Source organism: Xaviernesmea rhizosphaerae, assembly GCF_001938945.1.
Taxonomy (GTDB): Bacteria; Pseudomonadota; Alphaproteobacteria; order Rhizobiales; family Rhizobiaceae; genus Xaviernesmea; species Xaviernesmea rhizosphaerae.
The window spans coordinates 231,913-256,823 of record NZ_MKIO01000024.1 but is presented as its reverse complement, the minus strand read 5'-3'; the positions used below and the strand labels follow the sequence as shown (position 1 = coordinate 256,823).

The 24,911-nt window shown below is 66.9% G+C and carries 26 protein-coding genes; 17 read left to right on the top strand and 9 right to left on the bottom strand.

The features are described from left to right. Position 1 precedes the first annotated feature (1 nt). From fdhF to BJF92_RS08300, 4 genes are all read left to right on the top strand, one after another. Complete coding sequence (gene fdhF / locus BJF92_RS08315) at positions 2-2,884, top strand: formate dehydrogenase subunit alpha (RefSeq protein WP_075634265.1); 2,883 nt, start codon at positions 2-4, stop codon at positions 2,882-2,884. Between the two features lie 42 nt (positions 2,885-2,926). Beyond that, on the top strand, positions 2,927-3,751 hold the full coding sequence (fdhD, locus tag BJF92_RS08310; protein WP_075634264.1) for a formate dehydrogenase accessory sulfurtransferase FdhD: 825 nt from the start codon (positions 2,927-2,929) through the stop codon (positions 3,749-3,751). Then, positions 3,741-4,082: a formate dehydrogenase subunit delta gene (locus BJF92_RS08305; protein WP_075634263.1), complete on the top strand. Its 342-nt coding sequence runs from the start codon at positions 3,741-3,743 to the stop codon at positions 4,080-4,082. The genes fdhD and BJF92_RS08305 overlap by 11 nt, the downstream gene beginning before the upstream one ends. Positions 4,083-4,372: 290 nt before the next feature. Next, a complete protein-coding gene (locus tag BJF92_RS08300) occupies positions 4,373-6,022 on the top strand; it encodes an OFA family MFS transporter (protein ID WP_075634262.1) in 1,650 nt (549 codons plus the stop codon). A gap of 135 nt (positions 6,023-6,157) precedes the next feature. On the opposite strand, the gene BJF92_RS08295 is transcribed toward BJF92_RS08300, so the two are convergent. Next, the gene (locus BJF92_RS08295) at positions 6,158-6,463 is read right to left on the bottom strand and encodes a YggT family protein (protein WP_075628119.1); all 306 of its coding nucleotides are present in this window, start codon (positions 6,461-6,463) and stop codon (positions 6,158-6,160) included. Between the two features lie 267 nt (positions 6,464-6,730). Here BJF92_RS08295 and BJF92_RS08290 point away from each other — a divergent pair, with 267 nt between their 5' ends. Continuing rightward, positions 6,731-7,975 (top strand): MFS transporter, encoded by a 1,245-nt coding sequence (locus tag BJF92_RS08290; RefSeq protein WP_075634261.1) that lies wholly within the window; start codon positions 6,731-6,733, stop codon positions 7,973-7,975. On the opposite strand, the gene BJF92_RS08285 is transcribed toward BJF92_RS08290, so the two are convergent. The 7 genes from BJF92_RS08285 to hemC all read right to left on the bottom strand — a co-directional run bounded on the left by BJF92_RS08285 (position 7,976) and on the right by hemC (position 15,030). Further along, a complete protein-coding gene (locus BJF92_RS08285; RefSeq protein WP_078057924.1) occupies positions 7,976-8,458 on the bottom strand; it encodes a hypothetical protein in 483 nt (160 codons plus the stop codon). 74 nt (positions 8,459-8,532) lie between these two features. Beyond that, on the bottom strand, positions 8,533-9,282 hold the full coding sequence (locus BJF92_RS08280) for a glutamine amidotransferase (RefSeq protein ID WP_075634260.1): 750 nt from the start codon (positions 9,280-9,282) through the stop codon (positions 8,533-8,535). A gap of 48 nt (positions 9,283-9,330) precedes the next feature. Further along, positions 9,331-9,819 carry a tellurite resistance TerB family protein gene (locus BJF92_RS08275; protein WP_075634259.1) on the bottom strand — a complete coding sequence of 163 codons (489 nt, stop codon included), beginning with the start codon at positions 9,817-9,819 and terminating at the stop codon, positions 9,331-9,333. Positions 9,820-9,876: 57 nt separating this feature from the next. Then, complete coding sequence (locus tag BJF92_RS08270; RefSeq protein ID WP_075634258.1) at positions 9,877-11,676, bottom strand: heme biosynthesis protein HemY; 1,800 nt, start codon at positions 11,674-11,676, stop codon at positions 9,877-9,879. A 13-nt stretch (positions 11,677-11,689) separates the two neighbouring features. Continuing rightward, positions 11,690-13,102 carry a COG4223 family protein gene (locus BJF92_RS08265; RefSeq protein ID WP_075634257.1) on the bottom strand — a complete coding sequence of 471 codons (1,413 nt, stop codon included), beginning with the start codon at positions 13,100-13,102 and terminating at the stop codon, positions 11,690-11,692. Positions 13,103-13,352: 250 nt separating this feature from the next. Then, a complete protein-coding gene (locus tag BJF92_RS08260) occupies positions 13,353-14,096 on the bottom strand; it encodes a uroporphyrinogen-III synthase (RefSeq protein ID WP_075634256.1) in 744 nt (247 codons plus the stop codon). Positions 14,097-14,100: 4 nt separating this feature from the next. Beyond that, positions 14,101-15,030, bottom strand: coding sequence for a hydroxymethylbilane synthase (hemC, locus tag BJF92_RS08255; protein WP_075634255.1), 930 nt, complete (start codon positions 15,028-15,030; stop codon positions 14,101-14,103). 162 nt (positions 15,031-15,192) lie between these two features. Here hemC and tsaD point away from each other — a divergent pair, with 162 nt between their 5' ends. The 5 genes from tsaD (at position 15,193) to BJF92_RS08230 (ending at position 18,967) form a co-directional block, all read left to right on the top strand. Then, positions 15,193-16,278: a tRNA (adenosine(37)-N6)-threonylcarbamoyltransferase complex transferase subunit TsaD gene (gene tsaD, locus BJF92_RS08250; RefSeq protein ID WP_075634254.1), complete on the top strand. Its 1,086-nt coding sequence runs from the start codon at positions 15,193-15,195 to the stop codon at positions 16,276-16,278. A 73-nt stretch (positions 16,279-16,351) separates the two neighbouring features. After that, positions 16,352-17,374 (top strand): NAD(P)H-dependent glycerol-3-phosphate dehydrogenase, encoded by a 1,023-nt coding sequence (locus BJF92_RS08245; RefSeq protein WP_143523968.1) that lies wholly within the window; start codon positions 16,352-16,354, stop codon positions 17,372-17,374. 48 nt (positions 17,375-17,422) lie between these two features. Next, on the top strand, positions 17,423-17,716 hold the full coding sequence (locus BJF92_RS08240; RefSeq protein ID WP_075634253.1) for a YciI-like protein: 294 nt from the start codon (positions 17,423-17,425) through the stop codon (positions 17,714-17,716). Between the two features lie 3 nt (positions 17,717-17,719). Then, on the top strand, positions 17,720-18,157 hold the full coding sequence (locus BJF92_RS08235) for an EVE domain-containing protein (RefSeq protein ID WP_075634252.1): 438 nt from the start codon (positions 17,720-17,722) through the stop codon (positions 18,155-18,157). 141 nt (positions 18,158-18,298) lie between these two features. Beyond that, positions 18,299-18,967 carry a class I SAM-dependent methyltransferase gene (locus tag BJF92_RS08230; RefSeq protein WP_075634322.1) on the top strand — a complete coding sequence of 223 codons (669 nt, stop codon included), beginning with the start codon at positions 18,299-18,301 and terminating at the stop codon, positions 18,965-18,967. 174 nt (positions 18,968-19,141) lie between these two features. Here BJF92_RS08230 and BJF92_RS08225 read toward each other — a convergent pair whose 3' ends face one another. Beyond that, complete coding sequence (locus BJF92_RS08225) at positions 19,142-19,603, bottom strand: hypothetical protein (protein ID WP_075634251.1); 462 nt, start codon at positions 19,601-19,603, stop codon at positions 19,142-19,144. A gap of 316 nt (positions 19,604-19,919) precedes the next feature. Between BJF92_RS08225 and sdhC the strand changes: the two genes are divergently transcribed. The 7 genes from sdhC to BJF92_RS08190 all read left to right on the top strand — a co-directional run bounded on the left by sdhC (position 19,920) and on the right by BJF92_RS08190 (position 24,824). Beyond that, positions 19,920-20,312: a succinate dehydrogenase, cytochrome b556 subunit gene (gene sdhC / locus BJF92_RS08220; RefSeq protein WP_075634250.1), complete on the top strand. Its 393-nt coding sequence runs from the start codon at positions 19,920-19,922 to the stop codon at positions 20,310-20,312. 23 nt (positions 20,313-20,335) lie between these two features. Further along, entirely contained in the window at positions 20,336-20,716 is a 381-nt protein-coding gene (gene sdhD / locus BJF92_RS08215) for a succinate dehydrogenase, hydrophobic membrane anchor protein (RefSeq protein WP_075634249.1), read from the top strand. A gap of 7 nt (positions 20,717-20,723) precedes the next feature. Continuing rightward, complete coding sequence (gene sdhA, locus BJF92_RS08210; protein WP_075634248.1) at positions 20,724-22,565, top strand: succinate dehydrogenase flavoprotein subunit; 1,842 nt, start codon at positions 20,724-20,726, stop codon at positions 22,563-22,565. Between the two features lie 68 nt (positions 22,566-22,633). Continuing rightward, complete coding sequence (locus BJF92_RS08205) at positions 22,634-22,882, top strand: hypothetical protein (protein WP_075634247.1); 249 nt, start codon at positions 22,634-22,636, stop codon at positions 22,880-22,882. Continuing rightward, positions 22,879-23,328 carry a type II toxin-antitoxin system VapC family toxin gene (locus BJF92_RS08200; protein ID WP_075634246.1) on the top strand — a complete coding sequence of 150 codons (450 nt, stop codon included), beginning with the start codon at positions 22,879-22,881 and terminating at the stop codon, positions 23,326-23,328. Before BJF92_RS08205 ends, BJF92_RS08200 begins: the two co-directional genes overlap by 4 nt. A gap of 2 nt (positions 23,329-23,330) precedes the next feature. Continuing rightward, positions 23,331-24,110 (top strand): succinate dehydrogenase iron-sulfur subunit, encoded by a 780-nt coding sequence (locus tag BJF92_RS08195; RefSeq protein ID WP_075634245.1) that lies wholly within the window; start codon positions 23,331-23,333, stop codon positions 24,108-24,110. Between the two features lie 174 nt (positions 24,111-24,284). After that, complete coding sequence (locus tag BJF92_RS08190) at positions 24,285-24,824, top strand: protease inhibitor Inh/omp19 family protein (protein WP_075634321.1); 540 nt, start codon at positions 24,285-24,287, stop codon at positions 24,822-24,824. Positions 24,825-24,911 lie beyond the last annotated feature (87 nt).

Sequence of the window (24,911 nt, the reverse complement as noted above, 5' to 3'; positions counted from 1 at the left end):
CATGACTCTTATTCACGAAATCGACTATGGCACGCCCGCCTCCCGCGCCGAGGAACAGGTGACGCTGACCATCGACGGGCGCTCCATCACGGTGCCGGCGGGCACCTCGATCATGCGCGCCTCCATGGAGGCCGGCATCCAGGTGCCGAAGCTCTGCGCCACCGACATGGTCGACGCCTTCGGCTCCTGCCGCCTCTGTCTGATCGAGATCGAGGGGCGCGGCGGCACGCCGGCCTCCTGCACAACGCCGGTGATGCCGGGCTTGGTCGTTCACACCCAGACGGAGCGACTGAAGGCGATCCGCAAGGGCGTGATGGAGCTCTATATCTCCGACCACCCGCTCGACTGCCTGACCTGCGCGGCAAATGGCGATTGCGAGCTGCAGGACATGGCGGGCGCCGTGGGCCTGCGCGATGTGCGCTATGGCTATGAGGGCGACAACCACGTCCGCGCACGCGAGACCGATGGCGTGGCCAATGCCCGCTATCTGCCCAAGGACGAGAGCAACCCCTACTTCACCTATGATCCGGCCAAGTGCATCGTCTGTTCGCGCTGCGTGCGGGCCTGCGAGGAGGTACAGGGCACCTTCGCGCTGACCATCGAGGGGCGCGGCTTCGGCAGCCGCGTCTCGCCCGGCGCGCATGAGAGCTTCCTCTCCTCCGAATGCGTCTCCTGCGGCGCCTGCGTCCAGGCCTGCCCGACGGCGACGCTGACGGAAAAATCCGTGATCGCTATCGGCCAGCCGGAGCATTCCGAGGTCACCACCTGCGCCTATTGCGGCGTCGGCTGCTCCTTCAAGGCGGAGATGCGTGGCGAGGAGCTGGTGCGCATGATGCCGTGGAAGGACGGTCAGGCCAATCGCGGCCATTCCTGCGTCAAGGGCCGCTTCGCCTATGGCTATGCCACCCACAAGGACCGCATCCTTAATCCGATGATCCGCGAGAAGATCTCGGACCCTTGGCGGGAAGTCAGCTGGGAGGAGGCCTTCGCCCATGTGGCCTCCGAATTCCGCCGCATCCAGTATCGCTACGGGCGCGAAGCCGTTGGCGGCATCACCTCCTCGCGCTGCACCAATGAAGAGACCTATCTGGTGCAGAAGCTGGTGCGCGCCGGCTTCGGCAACAACAATGTCGACACCTGCGCTCGCGTCTGCCATTCGCCCACCGGCTATGGCCTGGGCCAGGCCTTCGGCACCTCGGCCGGCACGCAGAATTTCGACAGCATCGAACAGTCTGATGTCGTGCTCGTCATCGGCGCCAATCCGACCGACGGCCATCCGGTCTTCGGCTCGCGGCTGAAGAAGCGGCTGCGGCAGGGGGCTAAGCTGATCGTCATCGATCCGCGCCGCATCGATCTCGTGCGCACGCCGCATGTCGAGGCCAGCTATCACCTGCCGCTCAAGCCCGGCACCAATGTCGCGGTGCTGACGGCGCTGGCCCACGTCATCGTCACCGAGGGCCTTGCCAACGAAGCCTTCATCCGCGAGCGCTGCGACTGGTCGGAATTCGAGGACTGGGCGGCCTTCGTCGCCGAGCCGCAGCATAGTCCTGAGGCGATCGAAGCCTATACCGGCGTGCCGGCCGATCTCCTGCGCGGCGCGGCACGGCTCTATGCCACGGGCGGCAATGGCGCGATCTATTACGGCCTCGGCGTAACCGAGCACAGCCAGGGCTCGACCACGGTCATGGCGATCGCCAATCTGGCCATGGTCACCGGCAATATCGGCCGGCCCGGCGTCGGCGTGAACCCGCTGCGCGGCCAGAACAATGTCCAGGGCTCCTGCGACATGGGCTCTTTTCCGCATGAGCTGCCGGGCTATCGCCACATCTCCGACGACGCCACGCGCGAGACCTTCGAGAAGCTCTGGGGCGTGACGCTCAACAACGAGCCCGGCCTGCGCATTCCCAACATGCTGGATGCCGCCGTCGACGGCACCTTCAAGGGTCTCTATGTTCAGGGCGAGGACATTCTGCAGTCCGACCCTGACACAAAGCATGTCTCGGCCGGTCTCGCCGCAATGGAATGCGTCGTGGTGCACGATCTCTTCCTGAACGAGACGGCCAATTACGCCCATGTGTTCCTGCCCGGCTCGACCTTCCTGGAAAAGGACGGCACCTTCACCAATGCCGAGCGGCGCATCAACCGCGTGCGCAAGGTGATGAGCCCGAAGAACGGCTATGCCGACTGGGAAGTGACGCAGAAGCTCGCCCAGGCCATGGGCCTGAACTGGGCCTATGCGCATCCTTCAGAAATCATGGACGAGATCGCCGCGACCACGCCGAGCTTCGCCAGCGTCTCCTATGCCTATCTCGACCAGCACGGCTCGGTGCAGTGGCCCTGCAACGAAAAATTCCCGCTGGGCTCGCCGATCATGCATGTGGACGGCTTCGTGCGCGGCAAGGGAAAGTTCATCCGCACGGAATATGTCGCGACCGACGAGAAGACCGGCCCGCGCTTCCCGCTGCTGCTCACCACGGGCCGCATTCTCTCGCAATACAATGTCGGCGCGCAGACCCGGCGCACCGAGAATGTGACCTGGCACCAGGAGGATCGTCTGGAAATCCATCCGCACGATGCCGAGCAGCGCGGCATCAAGGAAGGCGACTGGATCAAGCTCGCCAGCCGCTCCGGCGATACGACTCTGCGCGCTCTGATCACCGATCGCGTGGCGCCGGGCGTGGTCTACACCACCTTCCACCATCCCGACACGCAGGCCAATGTCATCACCACGGACTTCTCGGACTGGGCGACCAATTGCCCGGAATACAAGGTGACGGCGGTGCAGGTGTCGCCGTCGAACGGCCCGACCGAATGGCAGCAGGATTATGACGATCTGTCCCGCCGGTCGCGCCGCATTGCCGGTAAGCTGGAAGCGGCGGAATAGGCCGATGAGGAACAGGGCCTCTTTTCTGCCGGGGATGCGCGCATGATCCCCCCCGCCCGCCGCTTCGCGAGCCTCTCCTTTCGCGGCGGAGAGGTGGTGAAGGCTGAGCGGCTGGTGCCGGAGGAAGTGCCGGTCGCCTTCTCCTATGGCGGCTCCACCCATGCGGTGATGATGGCGACGCCGGATGATCTGACGGATTTCGCTCTCGGCTTCTCACTGGCCGAGGGCATCATCGCCCGCGCCAGCGATATCCTCGCGATCGATCTGGTGGAGGCTGGCGAGGGCATCGACGTGCAGATCACGCTGGCCGACAGCACGGCCGAGGCGCTGACCGCGCGCCGCCGCCGCATGGCGGGGCCCGTCGGCTGCGGCCTTTGCGGCATTGAATCGATCGAGCAGGCGACGCGCACCGTCCCTTCCTTTGCCGAGGGCGCGCTCCGCCTGATGCCGGAAGAGATCGCTGAAGCCATGCAGGCGCTGGGTGCCGCGCAGACGCTGAACCGGGAGACCCGCGCGGTCCATGGCGCCGGCTTCTATCGGCCGGGCGGGCAAGGTCTTTTTGCCATGCGCGAGGATGTCGGCCGGCACAATGCGCTGGACAAGCTCTGCGGTGCCGTCTTGCGGGGAGGCCTTCAGGGCAGCGAAGGCGCCGTTGTCGTCACCAGCCGGCTGTCGGTCGAAATGGTGCAGAAGGCAGCGGCCCTCGGCAGCCCGGTTCTGATCGCCATTTCCGCACCCACCGCCCTGGCCATTCGCACGGCCGAGACCGCGGGCATGACCCTGATCGGCATTGCCCGCGACGAGGATTTCGAGATTTTCACCCGGCCGGACCGGGTCAGCATGGAAGGATCACGCCATGTCGCTTGAGGGGACGGACGAAAAGCTTGTCCGCATGGCCAACCAGATCGCCACCTTCTTCCTGTCGCAGCCGGAAGAGGTGCGGGCCGAAGGCGTGGCCACGCATATCAACAAGTTCTGGGAGCCGCGCATGCGCAAGCGCTTCTTCGAGATGATCGATGCGGGCGAGCCAGGCTTCCTGCCGCTGGTGGTCGAGGCATCCGCTCAGATCCGCCGCCCGCAGGCACCGGCACACACCGGCGCCGGCCTGCCCGTGACGGAAGAAAGCCTGCCGGGTAAGGGCGTGGCCGCCGGCCAGTCGCTCTCCGAACCGAGCATTCCGGAAAGCGCCGCCTCCTGACGGAGGCAGGCGGCTTGCCTGCCGGGCGCAGAACAAGGCCCGGCCGGACCTGACGAACCTTTCCCGGCAGGCAATGATCTGACCATGCCGGGCAGACCGGACCACCGGCGGCCTTGAGGAGGGCGGCGGGCAGCGGACGGGAAACAACTTCTAGGATTCAAGAAGAGGAGTTCAGGACAAGAGGCCGGACCGGAGGAGGCCGGCTGGCGGAGCGGGCGGCGCCTTTCAAGGATCAGCCGGCCGGCCCAACCCCATCATCATGTCATGACCATCTGGAGGAGATATCGTCCATGACAGTTGCAAGCATTCCCGAGGCACGACACGCATCCGGCCTTCTCGACAAGGCACGGATCGTCGCCCGGCCCGGCTTCAACCGCTGGCTCGTGCCCCCGGCCGCCCTCGCCATCCATCTGTGCATCGGCATGGCCTATGGCTTTAGCGTGTTCTGGCTGCCGCTCAGCAAGGCCCTGCCGGTCACCGATCCAAGCTGCGCCAGCCTGTCGCTCGCCTCGGCCCTGTTTACCACCGACTGCAACTGGCGCGTGGCCGATCTCGGCTGGATCTACACCCTGTTCTTCGTGCTGCTCGGCTGCTCGGCCGCGCTTTGGGGCGGCTGGCTGGAGAAGGTCGGCCCGCGCAAGGCGGCGTTCGTGTCGACGCTGTGCTGGTGCGGCGGCATCCTGATTGCCGCCTTCGGCGTGATGTTTCATCAATTGTGGCTGATGTGGCTCGGTGCGGGCGTGATCGGCGGCATCGGGCTGGGGCTCGGCTATATCTCGCCGGTCTCCACGTTGATCAAATGGTTTCCAGACCGGCGCGGCATGGCAACCGGCATGGCGATCATGGGCTTTGGCGGCGGCGCCATGATCGGCGCCCCGCTTGCCAACATCCTGATGGGCACCTTCCGCACCGAGGCCGACCCCGGTGTCTGGCAGACATTCATGGTGATGGCGGCGATCTATGCCGTGTTCATGTTGGGTGGAACCTTCGGCTATCGCATTCCCCCGGCCGGCTGGCGGCCGGAAGGCTGGACGCCGCCGGCGGCCAAGAGCGCGATGATCACCACCCGCCACGTCCACCTGAAGAATGCGCACCGCACGCCGCAATTCTGGCTGATCTGGGCCGTGCTCTGCCTCAACGTCTCGGCCGGCATCGGCGTGATCGGCATGGCTTCGCCCATGCTGCAGGAGATCTTCGCCGGCTCGCTGATCGGCCAGCCCGGCATCGCCTTTGCCGCGCTGGATGCGGGGCAGAAGATGCAGATCGCGGCCGTTGCCGCCGGCTTCACCGGCTTGCTTTCGCTGTTCAACATCGGCGGCCGCTTCTTCTGGGCGTCTCTGTCCGACCGGATCGGGCGCAAGAACACCTACTTCTGCTTCTTCATCCTCGGCATCCTGCTCTATGCGCTGGCGCCGACCTTCGCCACCATGGGCTCGAAGCTGTTCTTCGTGCTCGCCTTCGCCATCATCCTCTCGATGTATGGCGGCGGGTTCGCCACCATCCCCGCCTATCTCGCGGACATCTTCGGCACGCAGTTCGTCGGCGCCATTCATGGCCGGCTGCTAACGGCCTGGGCCACTGCGGGCATCGTCGGCCCCGTGGTGGTCAACTACATCCGCGAGGCGCAGATCGCCGCGGGCGTGGCGCCGGGGCCGGAGCTCTATAGCGGCACCATGTATATCCTGGCGGGCATGCTGGCGCTCGGCCTCATCGCCAATGCGCTGGTGCGTCCGCTGCCGGAAAAATGGTTCATGAGCGACGCCGAGGTGGCCGCGCTGCAGGCCCAGACCGCAGCGGCCAATGCCGGGCCCACAGGCTCCTTCGGCATCGGCAAGGGCGGCTTTGACGCCACCGCGGCCCTTGCCTGGGCCGCTGTCGGCCTGCCGCTCGCCTGGGGCATCTGGGTTACGCTGAAGAGCAGCCTGGCACTGTTCAACTGACCGCGCCAAGAGGGAAAGAAGCCCATAGAAAAACGCCGCTCCGGGCATGAACCGCCCCCTGAAGGTTGGACATCAACATCAGGGGGTCGTTCATGCCCGGGGCGGCGTTTTTTTCAGTTCGCAAAGGCGATGGCGTCAGTACATCGACGCGCCGAGCAGAGCGGGCGCCACCGTCGTCTTGATGAACAATTCCAGGAAGTAGAGGATGACCAGCACCACCAGCGGCGAGAGATCGACGCCGCCCATATCCGGCAGGATGCGGCGGATCGGGCGGTAGAGCGGCTCGGTCAGCTGGTAGAGCGAGCGGCCGATCATGTTGATCGCCTGATTGTTGGTGTTGATGACGTTGAAGGCATAGAGCCAGGAGAAGATCGCCGAGGCGATCACGAAGAACCAGATGATGTTGAGCAGGAACAAGACGGTCTGAATGACAGCGATCATACGCTTCTCCAAATGATGGCGTCCGTCAGAGGCCAGATTTCGCGTAAGGCCCGTCTGCAGGAAAACCCGCCGATTGTGTTGACAGACATGTAGACATTGACGACGAAGCGGGCAAGCCTGTGCGCCCCTCTCCTCGCCCGGCTTTTGCCTGTCAGGATTGACGAAATCCGAACGGCGCAGGAAAAGGAGCGACGATGCGGAGCGCACGCCGCAGCCGGCCCGATCCGTTCACGTGAAGGGCCTGTTCACGCCAGGGGATTGACGTCCATGTCACAAGCGGTGCCGGGTCATCGTTTCGCCGCCTTCCGCCATGTCGGCTACCGGCGTTATTTCATCTCCCGCTTCCTCGCCTATTTCGCCGTGCAGATCGTCAGCGTCTCCGTCGGCTGGCAGATCTACGACCTGACCAAGGATCCCTTCGATCTCGGCCTGATCGGCCTGGTGCAGTTCCTGCCCTCGCTCGCCTTGATCCTGGTAACGGGCAGCGCCGCCGACCGCTTCAACCGCCGGGTCATCATGGGGATCTGCATGGTGGTCAGCATGCTGTGCGCCGGCGCCCTGCTGGCCTTGACGCTATCTGGCCTGTTTTCGCCTTTGCCGGTCTATGCCGTGCTCCTGATCTTCGGCATCGAACGCGCCTTTCTCGGGCCGGCCGCCAATTCGCTGGCGCCCAATCTGGTGCCGCCGGAGGATCTGCCGAGCGCCATCGCCTGGAACTCCTCCTCCTGGCAGACCGCGATGATCGTCGGCCCCGTGGCCGGTGGCCTGATCTATGCGCTCGGGCCGGCCATTCCCTATATGGTCGCCGTCGCCTTCTTCCTCGCCTCGGCCATCATGGTCTTCGCCATCCCGAAGCCCGCGCAGCGTTCGGCGGGCAAGGCGCAGAACTGGCAGACCATCACCGCCGGCTTCCGCTATATCGTCAGCGAGAAGGTCGTTCTGGGCGCGATCTCGCTCGATCTGTTCGCCGTGCTGCTCGGCGGCGCGGTGGCGCTGATGCCCGTCTTCGCCCGCGACGTGCTGTCGCTCGGGCCCTGGGGGCTGGGGCTGCTGCGCGCGGCGCCCGGCATCGGCGCGGTTTCCATGGCGCTGTTCCTCGCCGCCCATCCGATCCGCAGCCATGCCGGCCTCATGATGTTTGTCGGCGTCGCCCTGTTCGGCCTGGGCACGGTGGTCTTCGGCCTCTCGGCCACGCCCTGGCTGTCGATCGCGGCCCTCATCCTGATCGGCGCCGCCGACATGGTCTCGGTCTATGTGCGCGAGACGCTGATCATGCTCTGGACGCCGGACGAGCTGCGCGGGCGGGTCAACGCCGTCAACATGGTCTTCGTCGGCGCCTCCAACGAGCTCGGCGAATTCCGCGCGGGCATGATGGCCTCGGCCTTCGGCGCGGTGCCGGCCGTGGTCATCGGCGGCTTCGGCACGCTGGTCGTCTCCGTGCTCTGGGCGCTCGGCTTCCCCAAGCTGCGCCAGATCCAGACACTCGACGTGCCCGAGGGCCAGAAGGGCTGATCAGTCGGCACGCTCTGCGCGCGCGTCGAGCATGGCGGCGCGCCGGATATCCTTCGGCCGGCCGCAGAGCCTGAAGAGGGCCGAAAGCCTGCGCGCCTCGGCAACGTGCAGCGTCTCGCCGCCCAGCCGCATCGGCTGGCTGCCGCCGCTCTCAACGGCCGTCCATCCATCCTGCGTCCGGATTTGAAAGCCGCCGAGCAGCTCGACGGGAATGGGCCCAAAATCCGGCCTCAAGAGCACGGCGGAGCGAAACAGCGCCGACGTGCCATCGGCCTGATTGGACCAGCCATGGCGCGCGGCCAGGGCCGCTGCGGTTTCCTGAGAGAGGATAACATCGATATCCTTGACCGGGCCAGGCTCCAGCCCGTGCAGCACCATGGCGGCGCCGCCGAAGATCATCCAGGGGGCGCCCGTCTGGTTGAGGCAGGCCGCCAGTTGCCTCAACGTGTCGGCAAGCTGCGCATCGGGGGAAAGATCGATCATGGTCCCGCCTTACGATGGAGAGGCGAAGAATCCATGACAGGCCCTCCAGCTCGGCAGATGTTCAACCCTCTCCGTCAGGCGGCGGCGCAGCCAGCCTCTGCCCGCTCGAAGACCAGCTGCAGGAAGCTCTCCATGAACTGCCGCAGGGGGGCGTCGTAGTCGAACCGGCCTTCCAGATGCCGTGCGCCGAGCTGGGCATTGGGGAGCTCGAAGCGGCTGGCGCCGTAGACGACCCAGCGATGCATCATCGCCCGCGTCAGCTCGCCGTGAAACTGGATGCCCCAGGCGTTCTCGCCATAGCGGAAGGCTTGGTTCGGATAGTGCTCGGCCGTGGCCAGCCGCTCGGCGCCCTCGGGCAGCGCGAAACCCTCGCGATGGAAATGATAGACCATGGCAGGCCAGGCCGGCAGGATCTGGCGGCCGCGCTCGGTGGCCTCCAGCGGATACCAGCCAATCTCCGTCAGCCCGTCGGGATGCGGCGCCACCAGCCCGCCGAGCTGGCGCACAAGCATCTGCGCGCCCAGGCAGATGCCGAGAAACGGCGCATTTTCCTTCAGCGCCACGCCGATGAAGTCGATTTCCGCGCGGATGAAGGGGTCGGGATCATTGGCGCTCATCGGACCGCCGAAGACGATCGCGCCTGAATGACCGGCCAGCGTCTGCGGCAAGGGATCGCCCAGCGCCGGGCGGCGGATGTCGAGCGCAAAGCCCCGTTCGGCCAGGATCTGGCCGACACGGCCGGCGCTGGAGCGCTCCTGATGCAGCACGGCAAGAACAGGCCGCTTGCCCGGTCTTTGCCCGCTATCGATGGTCTTGCGCGTCATGGCGGTCCTTTCCGCCCGTGCCGTCGGCCCGCGCCGGCACGGCCCCTTTTATTGTTGTACGAGGCTGGAATCGTCCTCGGCATGCTCATGCGTGCGGGCGGCCTCCTGCCGTTTCATGATCCGGTCTCGGCCGGACACGCCAAGGAGATCGGCCACCCGCCAGATCACGTGATCCTCCATCTCGCTGCGGCTGCCATCGGCATAGACGATCTCCCAGAGCATGCCGATCAGGGCCACGCACTGGTCCTCGTCCAGATGCCGTTTGATCTCGGAGGTGAAGCGGAAATAGTCGATCGCCACGCTTTCGGCGCTCTCGCCGGCGGCCAGCAGCGCCTCGAAGGTCGGCGCGTCGAGCTGGTAGGCCTCCATCACCTTCTGGCGCATCACCGCCTGCTCCGCCGCGCTGACGATGCCGTCGGCCTCCATCACCTGGAGGCAGAGAGCGATGATGGCGACGCGATAGTCCTCGGACAAAAGCGGGCCCGGCGCTGCCGGACCCGTGAGGCTGTCGATAAAGTGACGCAAGCGTTCAAACATTCATGCCTCTGACCGTTCCGCCGGCCCCTCTGGCTGGGGCCCTTCGCGGTTGCGATATCAGAACAGACGCATGGATGCATTTTCAAGCGGTTTTTCCGTCCGAACGCCAGGATCATCCGGCGGCCGGCCAAAAAACGGCTCCACAGGCGCGCCATTCTTCGATCCGCCCTGCCCATCGCGGCGTGAGGGCACATCATAGGGCTGCGCCGGCTGCGGCTTCAGCTGCGCAGGAGCGGCCTTGGCAGCAGGATCCACGGCAGGCTTGCCCACGGGCTCGGCAGCGGGGGCCGGCTCGGGGACGATCACCGATTCGCTCGGCACGGGCACGGCTGCAACCGGCTTGGCGGCCGGCTCCTGCGGCTTGGGTGCGGTAGAAGGTGCGGCCGGCTCCTTTTCAGCAGGCGCCGGCGCGGATGCTACGTGCTCGCCCTTCGCCACCTCACTGGTCGCACGCGTCTCGGCCGGCTGCGGCGCGGCATAAGGCGTCTTTGCCGCCGGCGTCAGCGGCGGCAGCGAACGGATCGCCTCCTCGCCCGACAGCGCGCGTCCTTCCTCGATCCGGCCGGAAAAGGCGCGGGTCGGCCGCTTCCACTCAAACACGCCGAGCGCGCCGGTCACCGGATGAACCGGCAGCCATTCCTGCGAGGTCAGCCCATCGGCCGTCCAGACCGGGTCGGGCAGGCTTTTCAGCGCCTGCGTCATCCAGTGGCGGATGCGGCCGTCATCATTGGTTTCCACCTGCTCGATATCGGCCAGCAGCAGGAACACGGATTCCGTCGGCTCGAGCCGGGCAGCCGCTTCCGCCTTTTCGCGCGCCAGCTGGAGGTCGCGCGCCTCGAGCGCGCTCTTTGCCACCGCCAGCAGCGCGACCGGATTGCCCGGCCGGATCGCCTCCAGTTTGCGGGCGCGCTTCAGCCGGTCGAGCGCGCTTTCGCCAGAGCGGGCGCGCAGATAGGTCTCTGCCACATCGGGATGCGGCATGTGTCGCCAGGATCGTTCGAGCACGCTCGCGGCGCGGCGCGGGCTGCTCTGCCGGTAGAAGACGCTCGCGGCGACCACCGCAGCGGGCACGAGACCCGGATCGAGTTTCAGCGCGGTCAGGGCATCGTCGCGCGCGGTGCGCGGATCATTGTCCATTTCGGCGCGGGCCCGCGCGGTCAGGAGCGTCGCCCGCTTGTGGCGGAATTCGCGCTTGTCGATCGCGCGGTGGCGACGGCTGACTTCGAGAAGGCGCAGCGCCTCGTCCCAGTCGCCGGCGCGCGCGCGCTCGTCCAGCGTGGCCAGAACGGCCCAGCCGAGCTGCGGCGCGCCTTCGGCTGCCTTTGCGGCATATTGGCGGGCCGCCTCGTCGGCCCCCAGCCGCTTGGCTTCGAGATAAAGACCGCGCAGACCCAGCGCCTTGGTCTCGTCCTGCTCGGACATGACCTCGAAGGCGCGGCGGGCATCGTCGTGCCGGCCGTCGAGCAGCGCCGTCTGCGCTTCCAGGAGATGCACCAGCGGCTCGCGCCGCGCGCCGAGAAGGCTGCGCGCCTTGGCGCCCATCTTGCGGGCCTGCACGGCATCGCCGGATCCGGCCGCCACCAGGCCGGCAGACAGCGCCTCATAGCCGCGATCGCGCCGGCGCCGGCGCCAGAAGCGGCTGACGGCACCGGGCGAGCCGATGAGCGTGCGCACGAGCCAGATGGCCACGATGATCGCAACCACAAGCAGGATGAGCGCGGCGGCCGCCACCACCAGGCTGGTTTCTATGCGCTGGCCATCGAAGACCAGCGTCACGTCGCCAGGGCGGTCGGCCAGCCAGGAAAAGCCGGCAGCCAGGCCGAGGACGATCAGGACGTAGAACAGGATTTTGATCATGATCGCTCTTGCCTTACCCTTGCTTGGCTGCGGTGGCGCCAGCCATCAGTCGGCCGACGATCTCCTCGACCCGCAGGCGCTGGTCGAGCTGGTCCTTGAAGCTCTTGCCCGCAGCTTGCGCGGCCTCGGGCAGACCCTGCCATTCGGCCTGGGCGCCCCGCAGGTCGCCGCTCGACAGGCGGTTCTCGATCCTCGCCACGATATCGGCGGGCTCGTTTCCCTTGGGGTCGCCGACCGGGCGCATCCGCACGAGGCTTTCGGCGCTGCCCATCAGCCGCGTCAAGAAGCCGCCGTCCGTGCTGCCCGGAGTACGCACCGCCGAGAGCATCCGGTCCGCCACGGCGGGGAAGCTATCGACCAGCTCGCGCCGCGACGGCAGGCCGCCGCTGGCATCGGCAGAAAGCTCGCCCAAGGCCGCCTCGTCCGGATTGACCGCTTTTGCGGCCTCAAGCTCCGACTGGAACGGACCGCCCCGGTCGATCGCCGTCTTCAGCGCGGCAACGGCCACCGCGCGCGCCAGCTGCACCTCGCTCGTCGGGGCCTCGGCCTTGCGCTCGGCCGCCTCGACCCGCGCCGTCATGGCGTCATCCGCCTGGCGCAGGGCGGCGATCTGCGCCTGCAGCGCGTCCACCGTTCCCTTGAGCGCCGTGATCTGGCCGGCGCCCTGCTCCACCCGGGCGATCTCGCCGCGCAGCGCCTCGATTTCCTCGGAATTCTGCCGGCTATCCGGCGAGAGTGACGGCAAGATGCCGCCATATTGCAGCGCACCTGCGCCAATCAGCACGATCAATCCGCCGAGAATACCCGCGGCCAACCCCTTGGCGCCCGAACCATTCGAGCCGCCGGCCCCACTCCTGCCCGCGCCCGTCGCCGTAGCGCCCGACGGCGGAACGGAGGACGAGGCAGTCGTCGACGCCGAGCCGGTCGTCGACGCCGGGCCTGTCCGGGCGGCCTTGTCGTCCTTGGCTGAAGCATCCTTCTGCGCCGTGCTGGCGGAGGTGCCCGGCTTGCTGGCGCCCGGAAGATCGCTCGGCCTGTCCCAAGCCCGCACCGGGGCGGCCTGCGCCCCGGAAGACGGCGCCGCGAGCGGATCGCCCGCCTTGGAGGGGCCTGCCTTGAGAGGATCGGCCTTGAGCGGATCGGACGCAGTCTTGGCAGCCACCTTGTCTGCGCCCTTGTCGGTCGTCTTGTCTGCCGGGCTGGCCGCATCGCTCGCCAGCACGGTCGATGCGGACTGGGTGGGAGCGGGATTCGCCGGCTTGATGTCGGAAACCTTGTCCGCCTCAGGCTTGCCGGCAGCGGCGGCCGTGTCCGCAGCGGCATCCTCGGCAGCCCCGTTCTGCGACGGGAGCCTGTCGGCCGTCAGGTCGATGGTCGTCGGTGTCTTGTCGGACGTCTGGCGACGTGGCGGCTTTTCCGGTTCCATGATCGTCTCTCGTCTTGAGATGCGGCGGGCGGGGCGCGCCGGCTCTCCTGCCGGGCGGCGCACCGGCCGCCGCGAATGCGGGGGCTCGAGGGATCAGGAGCGGCCTTGCGGCGGCCATTCGGGCCGGCCGGGCGCGTGCCGTCCATGATCGTCCACTGTCAGAAGGTAGAGACCTGCCCCCAAGAGGAAAAGCCCTTTCCGGCGATTTGGTGAAAGACGTCCCATGCTTCTTTGCGCAAAGCCGGAAATCTCAGGCCAGAAGGGCAAGAAGAGTGTCCTCGTCAGGCGATGGCGGCACCAGAACAGGCCCCCATGCGGCGGGAACGGCATCGGCCACGCGCGGGCTCATGCAAAGAATGCGGCAAAAGGCAGGCACGAGCGCCTGCTCCACCGCCAGCGCCGCCAGCCGTAGGGGCGCCTCCCGCGAATAGAACAGCGCGGCCTGCGGCGCCTGCCCAACCACGGCTGCGCGCAGGCGGCCGGCATCGATCGGGCAGGCCTGCATCGCATAGGCCTCGACCGTGACCACGGCGAGACCTGCTTCGGCCAGAGCCGCCTCGAAGGCCGGAGCCCTCGGCCGACCCGCGAGATAGAGGAGCGGCGGCGCGCCCTCCGCATGCCGCGCTGCAATGCTGGAGCGGGCCAGCGTCTCCCGGGCCAGAATTTCGTGCGCAAGACCCTCGCCATCGCCCGGACCGGTGATCACCTGGGAGAGGCCGAGCGTGCGCGCGGCCCGCGCCGTCGCAGCCCCCACGCAGAAGACAGGCCGGGCGCCGATCCTGGAAGCGGCATCGGGCAGGATCGACAGCGCCGCTACGGCCTCGCCGCTGGTGAGCGCCAGGGCCGGGAACGGCTGCGACAGCGCGGATTGCACCGCTGCGGCATCATGCCGCGCCTCGGTCAGCGGCAGGAGGATGGGGTGATGGCCGCGTTCGGCGAGCCTTGCCGCCGTGCGCGCGCAAGCGGGCGCCGGCCGGGTGACCAGCACCCGCATCGGCTCAGCTCCAGCTGGCGAAGAAATCCGGCCCCGCCTCGGCCTTCACCGCCTCGCCCGCCGCCCGGCCGATCGCTTCGGGATCGGAGGCCCGCCCCTCCCGCTCGACGCGGTGATGGCGGCTGCCGTCGGGCGTCAGGATCATGCCGGAAAAGCGGATGGTTGTGCCGTCGGAGCTGGCGAAGCCGGCGATCGGCGTGCGGCAGGAGCCGTCGAGCGCGGCGAGAAACGCCCGCTCGCAGGTGACCGCTTCGAAAGTGGCGATGTCGTTGATCGGCTCGATCAGCGCGCCGACGCGGGCATCGCCCTTGCGGCTCTCGATGCAGATCGCGCCTTGCGCCGGCGCAGGGGGAAATTCATGCGGATCGAGGATCTCGGTGACGACATCGGTGCGGCCGATGCGCTTAAGCCCCGCCAGCGCCAGCAGCGTGCCGTCCACCTGCCCCTCGTCCAGCTTGCGCAGCCGGGTCTCCACCGCGCCGCGATAGACCACCACGGACAGGTCCGGCCGCAGCCGGCGGATCAGCGCCTGGCGGCGCAGCGAGGCCGAGCCGATCACCGACCCTTCGGGCAGTTCGAGAAGCTTCGGCCCTGCCCGGCCGATGAAGGCGTCACGGGCATCCTCGCGCGGCAGAAAGGCGGAGAGGAACAGGCCATCCGGCAGATGGGTCGGCATGTCCTTGGAGGAGTGCACGGCGAAATCGAGATCGCCCGACAGGAGCTTGTCCTCGAGCTCCTGGGTGAAGAGCCCCTTGCCGCCGATGTCGGCCAGCGCGCGATCGGTGATGCGGTCGCCCGCCGTCGACATCACCACGATCTCGAACATATGGTCGTCGAGACCATGGGCGGCCATCAGCCGGTCGCGGGTCTCGAAAGCCTGGGCGAGCGCCAGCGGGCTGCCGCGCGTGCCGATGCGGAAAGGTTTCGTTTGCATCCCATGCGATCCGTTGTTACCGGAAGCCGATGTACCGAGCTTTGCCCGCCCCCGCAACCTTTCTGCCCCGGTTCAACCTTTTGAGGACGCGCGCGCCCCTGTCGTTCGCGCAAGACCTGCGATGCCAGACCTGCTCTTCCAGACCTGCCTGCCATGACTGAGATGCGCGACAGCCTCATCCTCGGCATCGAGACGAGCTGCGACGAGACCGCCGCCGCCGTGGTCGCCCGCGCGCCGGATGGAACCGGCCGCATCGTCTCCGATGTCGTGCTGAGCCAGATCGCCGAGCACAGCGCCTATGGCGGCGTGGTGCCGGAAATCGCCGCGCGCGCCCATGTCGATGCGTTGGACGGACTGGTCAAGGCGGCTCTGGCGCAAGCGGGCGTCACGCTGGGGGATGTGGATGCGGTGGCCGCGACCGCTGGTCCCGGGCTGATCGGCGGCCTTCTGGTCGGGCTGATGACCGGCAAGGCCATCGCGCGCGCCGCCGGCAAGCCGCTCTATGCCATCAACCATCTGGAAGGCCATGCGCTGACGGCGCGGCTGACCGATGGGCTGGCCTTTCCCTATCTGATGCTGCTCGTCTCGGGCGGGCATACGCAGCTGGTTCTGGTCAAGGGCATCGGTGATTATGAGCGCTGGGGCACCACCATCGACGACGCGCTGGGCGAGGCCTTCGACAAGACCGCCAAGCTGCTCGGCCTGCCCTATCCCGGCGGGCCGGCGGTGGAGGCGGCCGCACTCACGGGCGATGCCGACCGCTTCGCCTTTCCCCGGCCGCTGGTGGGCGAGGCGCGGCTCGACTTTTCCTTTTCCGGCCTGAAGACGGCCGTGCGCCAGGCCGCGCAGGCGATTGCGCCGTTAAGCGATCAGGACGTGGCCGATATCTGCGCCTCCTTCCAGAAGGCGATCACCCGCACGCTGAAGGACCGGATCGGCCGCGGCCTTGCCCGCTACCGCCAGCTTCCGCAAGGCGCGCCGGCGCTGGTGGTGGCCGGCGGCGTGGCCGCCAACAAGGCGATCCGCCAGATGCTGCAGGGGCTCTGCACTGAGCACGGCGTGCGCTTTGTCGCGCCGCCGATGTCGCTGTGCACCGACAATGCGGCGATGATCGCCTGGGCCGGCGCGGAACGCCTGGCGTTCGACCTTGCGCCCGATCCCCTTTCGGCTTCGCCCCGCTCGCGCTGGCCGCTCGATGCCAAGGCCGAAGCGCTGATCGGTTACGGCAAGCGCGGCGCCAAGGCGTGAGCCGCCTGATCCCCCGATACCTGCCAGCGAGGCACGGCCGGCCGGCCCTCCTCCGTCGAACCTGGAGATGCGCATGGAGACCCTGAGCGAGCGCCCCCTGGATGCCAACAGCGTTGCCGTGATCGGCGCGGGCGCCTTCGGCACGGCGCTGGCCGTGGCGGCCCTGCAGGCCGGCGGCCCCACCCCGCGCCGGGTGATCCTGCTCAGCCGGCGCGAAAGCCAGGTGGAGGATTTCAAGGCGAGCGGCCGCAACGAAGACGCCCTGCCCGGCATCGCCCTGCCGGAAGGCCTGATCGTCACCGCCGAACCCGATGCCATCGAGCAGGCCGGCACCGTGCTTCTGGCCGTGCCCTCGCAGGCGCAAGGGGATATGGCCCGCGCGCTGCTGCCCGTGATCGCGCGCCGGGCGGATGTCGTCGTCTGCGCCAAGGGGCTGGAGCGCGAGACCGGCCGTCTGCTGACGGAGGTCGTCGGCGAGCAGCTGCATCGCGACGACATCGCCGTGCTCTCCGGACCCGGCTTTGCCGCCGACATCGCCCGGGGCCTGCCGACGGCGATGACGCTCGCCGCAGCCAGCGCGGAGCAGGCGCATGCGATCGCCACGCGGCTGAGCGGCCCGACCTTCCGCCTCTACGCCTCCACCGACCGCGTCGGCGTCCAGCTCGGCGGGGCGCTGAAGAATGTTCTGGCGATCGCCTGCGGCATCATCGAGGGCGCCGGCCTCGGCGAATCCGCCCGCGCGGCGATGATTTCCCGGGGGCTTGCGGAAATGTCGCGCCTGGTCACGGCGCGCGGCGGCGTCGCCGATACCGTGCGCGGCCTATCCGGCCTCGGCGATCTCGTTCTGACCGGCACCAGCCACCAGTCGCGCAATCTGCGCTACGGCATCGCGCTCGGCCGCGGCGGCGCGGCCCGCGAAGCGGCGGGCCGAGAGCTGGTGGAAGGCGCACTGGCCGCGAGCGTCGCAGCCCAGGATGCCGCCGCGCGTGGCGTCGAGATGCCCATCACCCAGGCCGTCGCCGCCATCATCGACGGCGGCTTCGACATCCGCGCCGCCGTGGACGCGCTGATGAGCCGGCCGATCACCCAGGAATAGCCGGCCGCAAGCCGGCGACACTCTCAACCCCCGACAAGGACTGCTGCCATGCTCTTTGCCTTTCTCTGCACCGACAAGCCGGACGCCCTGCAGCTGCGGATGGACACCCGGCCGGAACATGTCGCCTATCTCGACGGGCTGAACGCCAAGGGCATTCTCAAGATGGCCGGCCCCTTCCTCTCGCCCGACGGCGCGCCGGTGGGCAGCCTCGTCATCGTCGAGGCGGCCGATGCCGAAGCCGCGCGGGCGCTGGCCGATGGCGACCCCTATGCCAAGGCCGGCCTGTTCGCCGCCGTCGAGATCAAGCCGTTCAACTGGGTCTTCAACAAGCCGGGAGCCTGATCGATGGCCTATTGGCTCTACAAGTCCGAGCCGTTCAAATGGTCCTGGGCCATGCAGAAGGAGGCCGGCGCGGCCGGCACCGAATGGACCGGTGTGCGCAACTATCTCGCCCGCAACCACATGCGGGCGATGAAGCTCGGCGACAAGGGCTTTTTCTACCATTCCAACGAGGGGCTGGAGATCGTCGGCATCACCGAGGTCTGCGCGCTCTCCCACCCGGATTCCACCGCGGATGGCGATGCCCGCTGGGACTGCGTCGACATCCGCGCCGTCTGCGACATGCCGAAGCCCGTCAGCCTCAAGGCGATCAAGGCCAATCCGGCGCTCGCCTCCATGTCGCTGGTCACCTCCATGCGGCTTTCGGTGCAGCCGGTGACCGAGGCGGAATGGGACGAGGTCTGCCGCATGGGCGGGCTCGAACCGCCGCCGCGTTCGGCCTGATACGGTTTCCGGTTGATCAGACCGGAACCCTATTCCGTCCATCGAACATCTGGCCTTCCGGCCAGAGATTTTCGTTGGTTCTTGTTTCCGGTTCGCGAAGCGATCAGCCGGAAACCGTATGAAACGGCCAAGCCCTGCCCCGTGAAGACCGATCCCGAACACTTCATCCGCGCCAATACAGGCATTGCCTGCCCGCCGCATGTGCCGGAGATCCGGCTGCATCTGGCCGACGAGGCGCATGAGCTCTGGCTGAAAACCGAGGAGGAGCTCGAGGCGATCGGCCTGCCGCCGCCCTTCTGGGCCTTTGCCTGGGCGGGCGGCCAGGGGCTGGCGCGCCATCTGCTCGATCATCCCGCGCTGGTGGCCGGCCGGCGGGTGGTCGATTTTGCCAGTGGCTCCGGCCTGGTGGCGATCGCGGCGGCCATGGCCGGCGCGAGGAGCGTTACGGCCGCCGACATCGATCCCTGGACCGAAACCGCCATCCGGCTCAATGCCGGGCTGAACGGCGTGGCGGTCGATTTCACCGGTCGGGACCTGATCGGCCAACCCCTTGATGCCGAGGTGCTACTGGCCGGCGACGTGTTCTACGACAAGGGCTTCGCCGACCGCCTGCTGCCCTGGCTCGAACAGCTTGCCGGAAGCGGCATCCTGGTGCTGGTGGGCGATCCCGGCCGGGCCTATTGCCCGCGCGACCGCCTGGTAGAGCGCGCCACCTATCAGGTGCCCGTCACCCGCGCGCTTGAGGACAGCGAGGTGAAGCGCACGACGGTCTGGCAGTTTGCCGGCAAAGCACCCGCGCGACCGGGCTGACGGCGCCCGGCACCGTGTTTAGAGCATCGGACCGAAAAGTGGGAACCGGTTTTCGGAAAATCCGATGCAAAAACAAAATCCTCGAGCATCAGACTGCGTATGATTTTTAGTCCGATGCTCTAGCAGGCACCGTGTCTCACGTGAATCACCGTAGCAGCCGATCCGCCTGACCCATCACTGCCCACGAACCACGCAGACGCCGGCTTCCATCGAGCAGGAATGCGTCGAAGGCGTCACGCGGATGATGCGCGGCTGCACCAGCGGTGACCACCCGCCCGCATCGCCGCCATAATGGGCGCCGCCCCGGACAAAGACGCCATTGCCGCGATCACGCCAGACATCGAGGCCGACATAGGTGCCGCCGAGCGGATCGGCGCGGCGGCGTCCCCCCTCGCGCCAGAGCGGATCGCGAAAGCCGGGGCTCCAGCTGCGCTCGACCGTAACCGTCGAGCGCCGGGGCGCACGCCCGCTCCAGCTGCCTTGCGAATGACGCGCCGGTCGGCCGATGATCGGCCGTTCGGAGGATGAGATGCCGGGCGTGGCGCTGTCCATCGCCCATACCGGCTGGCCGGACAGCGCGCTGGAGGCGCCAAGAAAAAGCAGCGCCGCAAGGCGAAGACGAGCAACAAACGCCATGAAAGACCTCCCGGCGACAAGGAAACATGAGGGTGAAGATCGGGCGCTCGCAGCTGAAAGTCACGCGGCAAAAGCCAAAACATTGCCAAACGGTTAACACCTCCCGGCTGCGCCCGGCGACTGCGACAAAGAGCGCAGATCGCCTAATCGATTAAATTCCTGCTGCGACGCAAACGGGCTTGTCGATGCCGCGCGGGATGATTAAAGCTCGGCGTGAGCAAGTTGTGCACAACAGTGCCCGCCGGTCCGTCCTTCTTCATTCCGTCTTCGTCCTGGGGGGCGGAGGCGCGGCTCGGCGCTTCCCCGTGAGGTCCCGATGTCGAACGTCACAAACGGCCGGCCGCTTTCGCCGCATCTTCAGATCTATAAATTCGTGCCCACCATGGCGATGTCGATCGTGCATCGCATCACCGGCGGCGCGCTCTATTTCGGCACGATCCTCGTGGCCGCCTGGCTGGTTGCCGCCGCCTCCGGCAAGGAGAGCTTCGACTGGGTCAATGCGATCTATGGCTCCTTCCTCGGCCAACTCGTGCTGTTCGGCTATACCTGGGCCATGATCCACCACCTGCTTGGCGGCCTGCGCCATATCGCCTGGGATCTGGGCTACGGCTTCGAGAAGCACTTCGCCAACAAGCTGGCACGCCTGAGCGTCATCAGCTCCGCCGCACTCACGGTCCTCGTCTGGATCGCGATCCTCATCGTGCGCTGACCCCGGCCCCAAGGACAAACGACATGGATATGCGCACCCCCCTCGCCAAGGTCCGCGGCCTCGGCTCCGCCAAATCCGGCACCGAACATTTCTGGCGCGTACGCACGACGGCCGTCGTGCTCGTGCCGCTGACGCTGTTCTACATCGTCTTCCTGATCGCCCATGCCGGCGCGCCCTATGAGGTTGTCGTCGCCGCGCTGGTCAATCCCTTCGTCTGCGTGATCACGGCCCTGACAATCGTCGCCTCGATCGTCCACATGCAGCTCGGCATGGAAGAGATCATCCAGGACTACATCCATTCCGAAGGCCTCAAGGTCGCTCTTCTGCTGCTCAACGCCTTCTTTTCGCTCTTCATCGGCGGGCTCTGTCTTTTCGCCGCGCTGAAGATCGCTTTCGCGGGATAATTCGAACATGGCTTCCGTATCGTCTTCCGCCGGCGCAAGCCCGGCCTATCGCTATGTCGACCATGCCTACGACGTCGTCGTCGTGGGTGCCGGCGGCGCCGGTCTGCGCGCAACGCTCGGCATGGCCGAACAGGGTCTGCGCACCGCCTGCATCACCAAGGTCTTCCCCACCCGCTCGCATACGGTCGCGGCGCAGGGCGGCATCGCCGCCTCGCTCACCAACATGACGCCGGACTGCTGGCAGTGGCACCTCTACGACACCGTCAAGGGCTCCGACTGGCTCGGCGATGTCGACGCCATGCAGTATCTCGCCATGGAAGCGCCCAAGGCGGTCTATGAGCTGGAGCATTACGGCGTGCCCTTCTCGCGCAACGAGGAAGGCAAGATCTATCAGCGCCCCTTCGGCGGCCATATGCAGAACTACGGCGAGGGACCGCCGGTACAGCGCACCTGCGCGGCCGCCGACCGCACCGGCCACGCCATCCTGCACACGCTCTATGGCCAGTCGCTGCGCAACAACGCCCAGTTCTTCATCGAATATTTCGCGCTCGACCTGATCATGTCGGATGACGGCCGCTGCACCGGCGTCATCGCCTGGTGCCTGGATGACGGCACGATCCACCGCTTCTCGGCCAAGATGGTCGTTCTGGCGACCGGCGGCTATGGCCGCGCCTATTTCTCGGCCACCTCGGCCCACACCTGCACGGGCGACGGCGGCGGCATGATCGCGCGTGCCGGCCTGCCGCTGCAGGACATGGAATTCGTGCAGTTCCATCCCACCGGCATCTATGGCGCCGGCTGCCTCATCACCGAGGGCGCGCGCGGCGAAGGCGGCTACCTCGTCAATTCCGAGGGCGAGCGCTTCATGGAGCGCTACGCGCCGTCGGCCAAGGACTTGGCCTCGCGCGACGTCGTCTCGCGCTGCATGACGCTGGAAATCCGCGAGGGCCGCGGCGTCGGCAAGGGCAAGGACCACATCTTCCTGCATCTCGACCATCTGGATCCGGCAGTCCTGCACGAGCGCCTGCCCGGCATCTCGGAATCGGCCCGGATCTTCGCCGGCGTCGACGTGACGCGCGAACCGATCCCGGTGCTGCCGACCGTGCACTACAACATGGGCGGCATCCCCACCAATTTCTGGGGCGAGGTGCTGAACGCCAATTCGGAGAACCCCGAACGTCTGGCGCCCGGCCTGATGGCCGTGGGTGAAGCCGGCTGCGCCTCGGTGCACGGCGCCAACCGCCTCGGCTCCAACTCGCTGATCGACCTCGTGGTCTTCGGCCGCGCCGCCGCCATCCGCGCCGGCCAGGTCATCGACCGCAACGAGGCGATCCCGACGCTGAACACGGCGGCCTGCGACCGGATCATGGCGCGGTTCGACGGCCTGCGCCACGCCAAGGGCTCGACCCCGACCGCCGTGCTGCGCGAGAAGATGCAGCGCGCCATGCAGGAAGACGCGGCCGTCTTCCGCACGCAGGAATCGCTCGCCTCCGGCTGCCAGCGCCTCTCGGCGATCTGGAAGGAAATGCCCGACATCAAGGTCACCGATCGCTCGCTGATCTGGAACTCGGACCTTGTGGAGACGCTCGAGCTGCACAATCTGATGGCCAACGCCATCACCACGGTCTACGGCGCCGAAGCCCGCAAGGAGAGCCGCGGCTCGCACGCGCGCGAAGACTTCACCGATGGCCCGTTCGGCGGTCGCGACGATGTCAACTGGCGCAAGCACACGCTGGCCTGGGTCAATGACGCAGGCGACGTGACGCTCGATTACCGCCCCGTGCATACGGAGCTGATCGCAGACGGCATCGACCCGAAGAAGATCGAACCGAAGGCACGCGTTTATTGAGAATACCGGGACGGGCTGCAGCCTTTGTTGCGGCCCGCCCGTCGACGGCCTGAAAGGGAGCCATTGCGATGGGCGAGATGACAGTCAGGATCGATGAGAAGCTTCTCACGAGGATCGAGTCACTGGCACGCAACCATCGACGTTCCCTTGACCAGGAGGTTGAGGACCTTCTGTTGACCGCCGTTGAAGGTAAAGTTGGTCCGACTGCGTCAAAGGAGAGCCTTTACGAGGCATCGCGTCGCATTGCAGCAATGACGCCGCGCGATGTGATTCAAACGGACAGTGTCGATCTGCTGCGTGAAGACCGGAATCGATGATCTACGTCGTCGATGCCTCCGTCGCGGTGAAGTGGTTTGTTTTCGAAGGTGACCATAAGATGGCGCAAGCGCTCGTGGCCATTGATGTCGCGTTGACAGCGCCGGATCTCATCTTCGCCGAGCTTGCCAATGTGCTTCGCAGGAAGGTGCGTGGAGGACTGGTGACGGAAGATCAGGCGAGAGAGGCGCTGGAGACGATGCAAACGACCTTTTCAGCTGCCGTCCGGTCGAGCGATCTCCTTCAGCGTGCTTTCGAGCTGTCGGCCATGCTTGATCACTCGGTTTATGATTGCCTTTACCTGGCCTGTGCGGATCAAGCCGAAGATCGGATTCTGGTAACGGCCGACGACAAGTTTGTTGCGAAAGCCGTGTCTGCAGGACATGGGCATAAGATTATCACATTATCGGACGCCGTAGCCGGTATCGCGGCGGGACAGGAACACTGACGATGGTTGAACTCGCACTTCCCAAGAATTCGCAGATGACCGAGGGCAAGACCTGGCCGAAGCCGGCAGGGGCCAAGACTGTCAGGGAATTCCGCGTCTATCGCTGGAGCCCCGATGACGGCCGCAACCCCTCGATCGACACCTTCTATGTCGATGTCGACGATTGCGGGCCGATGGTGCTCGACGCGCTGCTCTACATCAAGAACAAGATCGACCCGACGCTCACCCTGCGCCGGAGCTGTCGCGAGGGGATCTGCGGCTCCTGCGCGATGAACATCGACGGCACCAACACGCTGGCCTGCACCAAGGGCATGGACGAGGTGAACGGCACGATCAAGATCTACCCGCTGCCGCACATGCCCGTCGTCAAGGATCTGGTGCCGGACCTGACCAACTTCTACGCCCAGCACCGCTCGATCGAGCCCTGGCTGAAAACGGTCTCGCCGACGCCAGCGAAGGAATGGCAGCAGAGCCATGAGGACAGGCTGAAGCTCGACGGTCTCTATGAGTGCATTCTCTGCGCCTGCTGCTCGACCTCCTGCCCCAGCTACTGGTGGAACGGTGATCGCTATCTCGGCCCGGCGGTTCTGCTGCAGGCCTATCGCTGGCTGATCGACAGCCGCGACGAGGCCAAGGGTGAGCGGCTCGACAATCTGGAAGATCCCTTCCGGCTCTATCGCTGCCACACGATCATGAACTGCGCGCAGACCTGTCCGAAGGGCCTGAACCCGGCAAAGGCCATTGCCGAGATCAAGAAGATGATGGTCGAACGCCGCGTCTGACGCCAGAGCTCCACGAAGGCCGCCGCGCCGTGAGGTCGGCGGCCCGGACCGGCGTCGCCCAGGTGCAACAGCGTCGTCAAACTTTGCGAGCGTCCAGATTAAGGCTCGATTAACTTTCGGTCCTCCACTATCTGGACTGATGATATGCGACGCGACATCAATCGGGAGTGAATGATGCGGACCCTTCCCCTTGCGGCCGGACTGGTGGCAATCCTGGCCATGGCTGGCTGCCAGAGAACATCGATGTCGGAATTCAGCACGGCGCCGGCCGCACCGGCGCCGCTGCAGGCCCAGCCGGTTCCCAGCGTCTCCGCCACCCAATTGCCGCCGCCGGGCGCTGCCGGCAATGCCTCGCAGTTTCCGGCTGCCCCGGTCAACACCGCCGCCGCCAACCCGTCTCCGGCCGCCAACGCCGCGCCGCCCGCCGCTTCGCTCGACGTGACGAAGGAATCCATGGTCGGCAACTGGCGCGTTTCGGCGGGTCCCAGCTCCTGTGACATGTTCCTGACGCTGACCAATCTCGGCTCGGGCTCTCGCGGCGGCACGCGCGGCTGCGCCGGCGAGCTCACGCAGATGGGCTCTTGGGAAGTGGCCGGCAAGCAGGTCATCCTGAAGAACCGCAGCGGTGACCCGATCGCCCGGCTCTACAAGAGCGCAGACAGCCGCTTCGACGGCACCACCAATTCCGGCCAGGCCCTCAGCCTGAGCCGCTGATGCGCGCGCCGCCGGCCTACGCAATGCTTGTAGAGGCGGCGTGATCGAGATCCCGGCAAGGCGGCCCCGCCTCGCCGGTCGCCTCAG

What these genes read in the sequence shown, in the direction of transcription:
- fdhF (WP_075634265.1), top strand. Translation starts at nt 2, where the DNA reads ATGACTCTTATTCACGAAATCGACTATGGCACGCCCGCCTCCCGCGCC.
- BJF92_RS08195 (WP_075634245.1), top strand. Translation starts at nt 23,331, where the DNA reads ATGGTTGAACTCGCACTTCCCAAGAATTCGCAGATGACCGAGGGCAAG.
- BJF92_RS08200 (WP_075634246.1), top strand. Translation starts at nt 22,879, where the DNA reads ATGATCTACGTCGTCGATGCCTCCGTCGCGGTGAAGTGGTTTGTTTTC.
- BJF92_RS08240 (WP_075634253.1), top strand. Translation starts at nt 17,423, where the DNA reads ATGCTCTTTGCCTTTCTCTGCACCGACAAGCCGGACGCCCTGCAGCTG.
- fdhD (WP_075634264.1), top strand. Translation starts at nt 2,927, where the DNA reads ATGATCCCCCCCGCCCGCCGCTTCGCGAGCCTCTCCTTTCGCGGCGGA.
- BJF92_RS08190 (WP_075634321.1), top strand. Translation starts at nt 24,285, where the DNA reads ATGCGGACCCTTCCCCTTGCGGCCGGACTGGTGGCAATCCTGGCCATG.
- tsaD (WP_075634254.1), top strand. Translation starts at nt 15,193, where the DNA reads ATGCGCGACAGCCTCATCCTCGGCATCGAGACGAGCTGCGACGAGACC.
- BJF92_RS08300 (WP_075634262.1), top strand. Translation starts at nt 4,373, where the DNA reads ATGACAGTTGCAAGCATTCCCGAGGCACGACACGCATCCGGCCTTCTC.
- BJF92_RS08225 (WP_075634251.1), bottom strand. Translation starts at nt 19,603, where the DNA reads ATGGCGTTTGTTGCTCGTCTTCGCCTTGCGGCGCTGCTTTTTCTTGGC.
- hemC (WP_075634255.1), bottom strand. Translation starts at nt 15,030, where the DNA reads ATGCAAACGAAACCTTTCCGCATCGGCACGCGCGGCAGCCCGCTGGCG.
- BJF92_RS08245 (WP_143523968.1), top strand. Translation starts at nt 16,352, where the DNA reads ATGGAGACCCTGAGCGAGCGCCCCCTGGATGCCAACAGCGTTGCCGTG.
- sdhA (WP_075634248.1), top strand. Translation starts at nt 20,724, where the DNA reads ATGGCTTCCGTATCGTCTTCCGCCGGCGCAAGCCCGGCCTATCGCTAT.
- BJF92_RS08260 (WP_075634256.1), bottom strand. Translation starts at nt 14,096, where the DNA reads ATGCGGGTGCTGGTCACCCGGCCGGCGCCCGCTTGCGCGCGCACGGCG.
- BJF92_RS08275 (WP_075634259.1), bottom strand. Translation starts at nt 9,819, where the DNA reads ATGTTTGAACGCTTGCGTCACTTTATCGACAGCCTCACGGGTCCGGCA.
- sdhD (WP_075634249.1), top strand. Translation starts at nt 20,336, where the DNA reads ATGGATATGCGCACCCCCCTCGCCAAGGTCCGCGGCCTCGGCTCCGCC.
- BJF92_RS08285 (WP_078057924.1), bottom strand. Translation starts at nt 8,458, where the DNA reads ATGATCGATCTTTCCCCCGATGCGCAGCTTGCCGACACGTTGAGGCAA.
- BJF92_RS08205 (WP_075634247.1), top strand. Translation starts at nt 22,634, where the DNA reads ATGGGCGAGATGACAGTCAGGATCGATGAGAAGCTTCTCACGAGGATC.
- BJF92_RS08295 (WP_075628119.1), bottom strand. Translation starts at nt 6,463, where the DNA reads ATGATCGCTGTCATTCAGACCGTCTTGTTCCTGCTCAACATCATCTGG.
- BJF92_RS08270 (WP_075634258.1), bottom strand. Translation starts at nt 11,676, where the DNA reads ATGATCAAAATCCTGTTCTACGTCCTGATCGTCCTCGGCCTGGCTGCC.
- BJF92_RS08290 (WP_075634261.1), top strand. Translation starts at nt 6,731, where the DNA reads ATGTCACAAGCGGTGCCGGGTCATCGTTTCGCCGCCTTCCGCCATGTC.
- BJF92_RS08280 (WP_075634260.1), bottom strand. Translation starts at nt 9,282, where the DNA reads ATGACGCGCAAGACCATCGATAGCGGGCAAAGACCGGGCAAGCGGCCT.
- BJF92_RS08265 (WP_075634257.1), bottom strand. Translation starts at nt 13,102, where the DNA reads ATGGAACCGGAAAAGCCGCCACGTCGCCAGACGTCCGACAAGACACCG.
- BJF92_RS08235 (WP_075634252.1), top strand. Translation starts at nt 17,720, where the DNA reads ATGGCCTATTGGCTCTACAAGTCCGAGCCGTTCAAATGGTCCTGGGCC.
- BJF92_RS08305 (WP_075634263.1), top strand. Translation starts at nt 3,741, where the DNA reads ATGTCGCTTGAGGGGACGGACGAAAAGCTTGTCCGCATGGCCAACCAG.
- sdhC (WP_075634250.1), top strand. Translation starts at nt 19,920, where the DNA reads ATGTCGAACGTCACAAACGGCCGGCCGCTTTCGCCGCATCTTCAGATC.